Annotated in this window: 6 protein-coding genes; 3 read left to right on the forward strand and 3 right to left on the reverse strand. The window is 43.3% G+C overall.

Annotated features, from left to right (window positions below; translation table 11 throughout):
- Positions 1–1,279: 1,279 nt before the first annotated feature.
- The 3 genes from QUB61_RS37135 to QUB61_RS37145 all read left to right on the forward strand — a co-directional run bounded on the left by QUB61_RS37135 (position 1,280) and on the right by QUB61_RS37145 (position 3,128).
- The gene (locus QUB61_RS37135) at positions 1,280–1,555 is read left to right on the forward strand and encodes a hypothetical protein (RefSeq protein WP_333136208.1); all 276 of its coding nucleotides are present in this window, start codon (positions 1,280–1,282) and stop codon (positions 1,553–1,555) included.
- 73 nt (positions 1,556–1,628) lie between these two features.
- Positions 1,629–2,432, forward strand: a complete 804-nt coding sequence (locus QUB61_RS37140) for a hypothetical protein (protein ID WP_333136206.1) — start codon at positions 1,629–1,631, stop codon at positions 2,430–2,432.
- 96 nt (positions 2,433–2,528) lie between these two features.
- Positions 2,529–3,128, forward strand: coding sequence for a hypothetical protein (locus QUB61_RS37145; RefSeq protein ID WP_333136205.1), 600 nt, complete (start codon positions 2,529–2,531; stop codon positions 3,126–3,128).
- A 307-nt stretch (positions 3,129–3,435) separates the two neighbouring features.
- Here QUB61_RS37145 and QUB61_RS37150 read toward each other — a convergent pair whose 3' ends face one another.
- From QUB61_RS37150 to QUB61_RS37160, 3 genes are all read right to left on the reverse strand, one after another.
- Positions 3,436–4,203: a hypothetical protein gene (locus QUB61_RS37150; RefSeq protein ID WP_333136203.1), complete on the reverse strand. Its 768-nt coding sequence runs from the start codon at positions 4,201–4,203 to the stop codon at positions 3,436–3,438.
- A gap of 659 nt (positions 4,204–4,862) precedes the next feature.
- The gene (locus tag QUB61_RS37155; protein ID WP_333190394.1) at positions 4,863–5,390 is read right to left on the reverse strand and encodes a hypothetical protein; all 528 of its coding nucleotides are present in this window, start codon (positions 5,388–5,390) and stop codon (positions 4,863–4,865) included.
- Positions 5,391–5,605: 215 nt separating this feature from the next.
- Positions 5,606–6,163, reverse strand: a complete 558-nt coding sequence (locus QUB61_RS37160; protein WP_333136210.1) for a hypothetical protein — start codon at positions 6,161–6,163, stop codon at positions 5,606–5,608.
- Positions 6,164–6,389: the final 226 nt, after the last annotated feature.

A 6,389-nucleotide genomic window follows, 5' to 3' on the forward strand; every position in this document is an offset into this window, starting at 1 on the left:
TTGCTCTGCCAGTAAGCAAGCGGCCTTTTGTGTTTATTTTGTATCAGATGTTGATACAAACCTTTGAAACCCTTGCCCAGTAAGGGGCGAAAATATGGGGTGTAGGAACAGTTTCTATATAATTAAAACAAAGGACTGCGCGCGCGTGATACGGCATCTAACAGCAGTTGTCAAGAGCTTTGGACAAATAATTCATTTGGAAAACACCACAGCGTAGCGTGCCTCGCAAGCTCGGCACATCTTCCCCTGTGCTGTACACAAATGAGCTTTTTAAGGCTGTTGGCTGTAACAAACGCAGTGTCCATCATATTAAACTCTAGAGAGGGCTTAAACGAGCATTTAGAGGGGGGTGCTGTTTGGCGATCGTGGTAGGTGATCATTTTTTAAGCTGTTGGTCACCAGGTTCTACACCTGTCTAGTGTTTGTCTAGTGTTTGTCTAGTGTTTGTCTAGTGGTTGTCTACAGCTTGTCTACATTGAATAAACGGGTATCTAAGGCTAGGCGGGGATAACAGTGTAAGACGTTGTAAGACACTGTAGACAGGTGTAGACAGTTGTATGTACTATTAGAAGCCTGAAGCTATTGTCTTGATTATGTCTATATTGTGTTGTTACAGTTAAGCAGCTCCTGGACGTAAGGTTCAAAGTTATATTCTCTCTAGCTTCTACTGATTTTATATTTTTTCAATGTGTAGCAATTATTAAATTATTGGTGTGGTTTTGCGATCGCTAATCGTGGGCCGGGGGGACAGCTAAGCGTGGCACGTCCCCCCGGCCGCGTCAGTGGAGCGCCGCAGGCCCCTGATAAAATAACCGGGTCGAGTGATACCCGGTGATACCCGGTGATACCCGGTAAACATCCCACAAAAACACAAAACATGACATACTATCAAATTTCAAAAATTCACACCCAAAACTAAGCAACTGGCAAAAATTTTGAGTGGCGGGCGTTCTTGCCTAGATTGCGGATTTAACGCAAAAGCTCCGGGAACGTCCGACGCCAAAATTTTACCGAAGGGGTGCCAGTTGCGCCGGGGCGAATGTGTGCCGTACTTCGTTAATCCTCACCGTTTCCATAAATGGTTGATGTCTCTACTTAACCATTTCTATAAACGGCTGTTTAATGCTAGGCGGGGAAACAGAAATTAGTGGACTAAAAGTGAGCCAGACAGTAAGTTACTACATAGAACCCTATTAAGTTTGTTAATAAGTTTGCGGTTTTGCTTAACTAAGTAAGTAAACTATGAACTTGTCACAGTTTCAGAAAAAAAGATTTTGTCATGCCTAGAGGTGGAGCAAGACCAGGGGCTGGTGGTAAACCAACCTGGAGAAATGGTAAAACCAAAACTATCCGTGTTTCTGTAGAATTAGCTGATGCTATCCTCGCTTTTGCCAGAGACTTAGATGAGCATGGTATTATAGAACCTGTCACAGCATCGAAAGTAATCGACTTATCCCAACTCATAGTCCCTGAGATTAGGGGCCGGAGGTTCGTTTTTTTAAGTGATTTGCTTAAAGTTGGTTATGAAATTTACCCATCTAAGTGGGCGAGGTAGCACGAGCTGAGTTAAGAGCAAACGAGAAAAACGCTGCTAACAAAAGTAAACCCGTAAGAATCCTTACCTAACTATGTCTATTAAGCCAGGACAGCTAATTACGCTGGAATTTGAGGATAGGGAATTTGAGGTTATTGTTATAGACCCAAATGGGTTGGGTTCTAACCAGCCTAGTGTTGGCTTTGGTTTCAACATGATTGAGCGAATATCTGGGCTACCTAACTCAACATCTTCTGCATGGGTTGCTAAGGGTGTCCGAGCAAATGAACAAAAATGGCTAGAACTCCCTTCTGGTCAAACTTTCAGGGTGTCCGAGATTCCTGGTTTAGATGGAAATATATACTCCGTTCTAGAGGTAGCTGATTGGGTATCGGTCATTGCTGACTATGCAAAGACTAAAGGAAAAAGAAAGCCTAGTGAGGCTGTTCGCAACAAACTCATTGATTTTCTAGCTTGGTTTGCTGTTAAAGGATTTTATGCTGCAGCTTATGCCAGTCTTAAGGGGAACTATACTGAAGCCGACAATCGTGCTGTTTCAGCTTGGATGAAGGTACGTCTAGAAGGTATCTCTAGGCGAAATAATTATACAAAATTTTTACAACAGCATGGCTGTGAGGAATGTTATCACTATGCTAATTGGACTAATCGTGTTTACATGGGTCTTTTTGGTAAAACATCTCAGCAAATGAGAGACGAATGGGAAGTTGTAGAGGGTGTTGAAAGTATAGGTCGTAATCATATCCCAGAAGTGGTAGGTTTAGAGGCAGTTGCTTATTGTGAAAACCAAGTTATAGAGCTATTTCATGCCGATCTAGAACAAGCTCATGATGATGCTATTAATTTTGCGAAGAAAAAATTCAAACTAGGTTTCCAATAATTAGGCTTCGATCTTAGGTATATCTATAAGTGAACCATTCTAGTAAATTTCGCACTTGCCATAATAATATTTAACAATTCAATTTTACTTTGCACAATGTCTAATCATAATGATGATGAATTTGATGGCATTAACGAGCCCATTAGAGCGGAAAGGGAGATAGTGAGATTTTTTGACGGACTCGAAGTAGAAGGCTACAGGATGCCCAACCTTGAGTTCCGTGTGGGACTGTCTGGAGCCAGCAGAGTGTTAGGTTACGACAGGGATTGGTTGAGAAATATTCTTCAGACAAATGCCCGCACAGTTAAAAGCTTACGTGGCTTGGGTTTCAGCGAACAAACTCAAAAAGTGACGGCACAGTCAAAACACCAAAATTCGTTTGAAGATACAACGATAAGTTTGGATGATTTTAACCGCTTAATCGTTTATGCCACGTCTAAAGGAAAAAAAGCTGCTCTAGCTCTTCAGCTTTCCTTTACGAAGATGGCCCTCAACGACTTCTTCCGAGATGCCTTTGGAGAGCCACCTCTGAGCATTGACCAGAAGCGTCAGTTGTTCTACGAAACCTATGCTGCCAGCATTAGTCCCGAGGACTGGCGGCGGATGGACAAACAAGACATTCTAAAGCTAGCTCTCCCCGGCGATGAACCACACCTTAGAAAAGGACGCTGGAACGGCTGGAGAGATGATGATTAGCCAATGATTTGGTCTTTTCCGCCTTTACCTGAAACCACTGTAACTCCATCAGAATATTCACATATCCTGACCCAACAGTTGGAGGAGCTAATCTGACTCAATTTCGGAGCCAATATTTTAGGCTATGGGAACGATTCTAGAATGTTGGCTCCTCCCAACGAATCTGATCCAGGATAGCCACTTTTCTCAGCCCTGGGATTGAAACTGCGAAAGCGGGGTCAGCATAGTCTCATTGCCTGACTCACTACCCGAACTGCTACAAGTTACCCAAAGCATTCTCTAACCGCTATCTGTAACCGTTAGTTGTCTACCAGTCTATTGTGTCATGCGGTTCAGCCTCAGAAGTATCCTCCTGATTTTCTACCGTCGGAGAATTCGCGAAAAGTTTTTCCCATTTCCTTTGAAATTGAACATCGTACATCATCTGGTTAAAGAGTTCTTCGCAGTGACAGCTTATCCACGCATCTGGCAAGGTTGGTTTTATTGGTAATTTCGGTAGTGCTACTTGGTACGCGTAATACTTGAGCTGGCTCCGGGTTCTTTCGTCAAAATCATTCCAAAAATATAAATTTCTCTCTCTCGTCGCTTCTGAGAGAGTTTGATTAGTCTGATTAAAGTTTGAATAAGTCTGAAGAGTTGCGGAATCCTTACTGGGCAAGGGACGCAGCGATTTCTTTTCTGTTTTTTGCGGATTTGTTCTCATTTCTAATTTTGCAGTGTCATTTTTAAGAAGAGCTGTCTCATTTTTGAGACTAGACTCGGATTTTTGAGCCTCCCGTCTCATCTTGGAAATTCCCTCTAAATTTCGGACACAGGCTTTACTCTCCTGGAAATCAAATAGCCCTAACTCCTGAAATTTGGCTTTTGCTCTGTAATAAGTGGCTTTACTCATGCCGCACTCTCTCATGATGTCGAGAGGGTCTAATTCCTTGTAGTTATCGCCCCAGGGGTCTTGCTCTGTTAAGTAACTCCAGAAACGCCACTCAGCAGCGGATAAGCCAGCCTCTCTCAGTTTCTTAGCCATAGAAGGAGTAAAGGGGTAAAATTGAACAGCGATCGATGTAGAATACGTCATAAGTTATTAGCTCGCCCCTAAAGCGAGTTGAATTCCAAAAGTCGCTTCCAAGGTTGGAATCTAGGGGAGCGGTTTTTGGCGTTTAGTAGGTATTGTGAAAATTAAAACACAACTAGGCTAACTAAATGGGCGCGTTTTGAGGTTCCCCCCTCTTATTGTCTCGTTCCGGGGTACTCCGTCAAGGGTTCGACAAATTCTACTCGCTAAGCTTTCAGGCTCGTCTGAGCTTGCTTGTTACTTTTTTGACCTCTAGCTCGCCTGAAAGTTAAGCTCGTCACGAATTTCTCTTTCCCCCCTTGACGGAGCCTCCCCCCCTCCACTGGTTGAAGAGGTGGGGGAACTTCAAAAAATATCAATCCTACTTTTTTTCAGAGGGATGCTCGTTCGGGGAAGCGCTATTTTGTAAGTCGTTGGTATATATGGCTTCCAGGAGCTGTTCAGCGCGTTCTAACTCCCCGTTCTCGGAAGCGTTCAGTTCTGGTTCAGCTAGTTAATTTTAGAGCATCGGTTCTGAATGTTCGCTTAGGGAATTAACTAGCTGAACCAACCGCAGGACAAGTATTTGACCGCGTTCAGCAGGTGGTAGCGCAACGGAACGACCCTAGGGGTACACATATACCCAGTAGCGTAAAACTTTCCATCGGCAGTCAGTGGCAAAATCAAATATTCACCATTGGACGTTCTCTACCTGCCTCCCATATTTTCTTGATTATCGTATCTTTGTCATCTCCACTTTGCTCCCAATTTTCAACTTGTTTTTTCAGGGAGTCATATTTGCATTGTTCCAAATTTTCAATTCGTTTCTTCGATTCTTCAATTTGAACGGCAGCCAAAGTATTTTGGTGAATGTTGAGCTTGGGTTCAAAAACACGTACATAGTACGCTTGAATTACTTGTCCTTGTTTTTCCCGCGTCCCCTCAGGCAATACAATCCAAGAGATATTGATTTGATATCCCATCCTATCTAAAAATTCAAATTCCATTTTTCTATTGTGGTCTTTGAATTTTCTCCTTAAATTTGGCGTAAACCCGATGTAGATAATTTTTTTGCTTTCCCCTTGCATGGCTGTCACAAAGTAAACTACCTTTTTCGTCTCGGGTAATAAATGGCTATTAGTTAATGCCATTTCTTCAAGCGCCGTAAAGATTTGCGATCGTCCGCAAGGACAATCGTTTGTAAATGTCATAATTTTTAAGCTCCAAACGTTACTATTCAACGGTTTGGGGAAGCCGTGACTTGTTAAGCGGCCTCAATCGCTTAGCAGTCGCGCATTAATCTTCCTCAATTACTTACGATCGCAGGTTTCTAGCCACTTTGTCAACCTGCAATTGTTAAGATTTTGCCCAAAAAAGCCCCGGAATGAACCGGGGTTTATGCCCAAAGTCCCTGGGATGTGTCGTCTCAGGACTCCTCTATAATCTCCAAAATCGCCTCTATGTCAGCAAGCGAGGCGGTTGTTTTTTTGCGCTTGGCTTTCAATTGGTTGAGCAAATTGGGCGCTTCTGGTAGCTCAAGTGCTGATAGCAATCTCTGCACTTCTTTTTTCAGCGCTTCATTTTGAACCTGTAAGTTACTTAACTCCATATGTAAACGCTGATTTTCAGTTCCTACCGTTTCTATAAACGGTAAAAGCTCGCTATTTGGTTGTTGTGCTGTGTTTGCAGCACCAGCTTCTATTTCAGCCCCTACCGTTTCCATAAGCGGAACAGATTCAGCCCCTACCGTTTCCATAAGCGGAACAGATTCAGCCCCTACCGTTTCCATAAGCGGAACAGATTCAGGTCTTCCCGTTTCCATAAGCGGTATAGATTCGGCTCCTACCGTTTCCATAAGCGGATTGTTACCGGACGCTAGCACCTCTAAATAATCGTTGCGACTCATGCCTGCTTTCTGGGCCTCTGCGGCTAACCATTGCAAAGCATCATCAGTTAAGTTAACCGAGCGAATTCTGCGAGGCATCTCAGACTTGGGTGCTTGCCTTGCCTGATGTGTCCCGTGGTTTGTCAGTCATTGCCGTTTCCATAAATGGTAGTTTTGTTTATTTAACCATTTCCATAAACGGACATCAAGGCTTTCAACCATTTCCATAAACGGCGAAAAGTCGCTAGAAAGTAACATACTTGCTCTGCCAGTAAGCAAGCGGCCTTTTGTGTTTATTTTGTATCAGATGTTGATACAAACCTTT

The sequence above is a fragment of the Microcoleus sp. C2D2 genome, assembly GCF_036702495.1.
Taxonomy (GTDB): domain Bacteria; phylum Cyanobacteriota; class Cyanobacteriia; order Cyanobacteriales; family Microcoleaceae; genus Microcoleus.

Excerpts from the sequence above, each read along its gene's own strand:
- QUB61_RS37135 (WP_333136208.1), top strand. The coding sequence starts at position 1,280 with ATGCCTAGAGGTGGAGCAAGACCAGGGGCTGGTGGTAAACCAACCTGG.
- QUB61_RS37140 (WP_333136206.1), top strand. The coding sequence starts at position 1,629 with ATGTCTATTAAGCCAGGACAGCTAATTACGCTGGAATTTGAGGATAGG.
- QUB61_RS37145 (WP_333136205.1), top strand. The coding sequence starts at position 2,529 with ATGTCTAATCATAATGATGATGAATTTGATGGCATTAACGAGCCCATT.
- QUB61_RS37150 (WP_333136203.1), bottom strand. The coding sequence starts at position 4,203 with ATGACGTATTCTACATCGATCGCTGTTCAATTTTACCCCTTTACTCCT.
- QUB61_RS37155 (WP_333190394.1), bottom strand. The coding sequence starts at position 5,390 with ATGACATTTACAAACGATTGTCCTTGCGGACGATCGCAAATCTTTACG.
- QUB61_RS37160 (WP_333136210.1), bottom strand. The coding sequence starts at position 6,163 with ATGCCTCGCAGAATTCGCTCGGTTAACTTAACTGATGATGCTTTGCAA.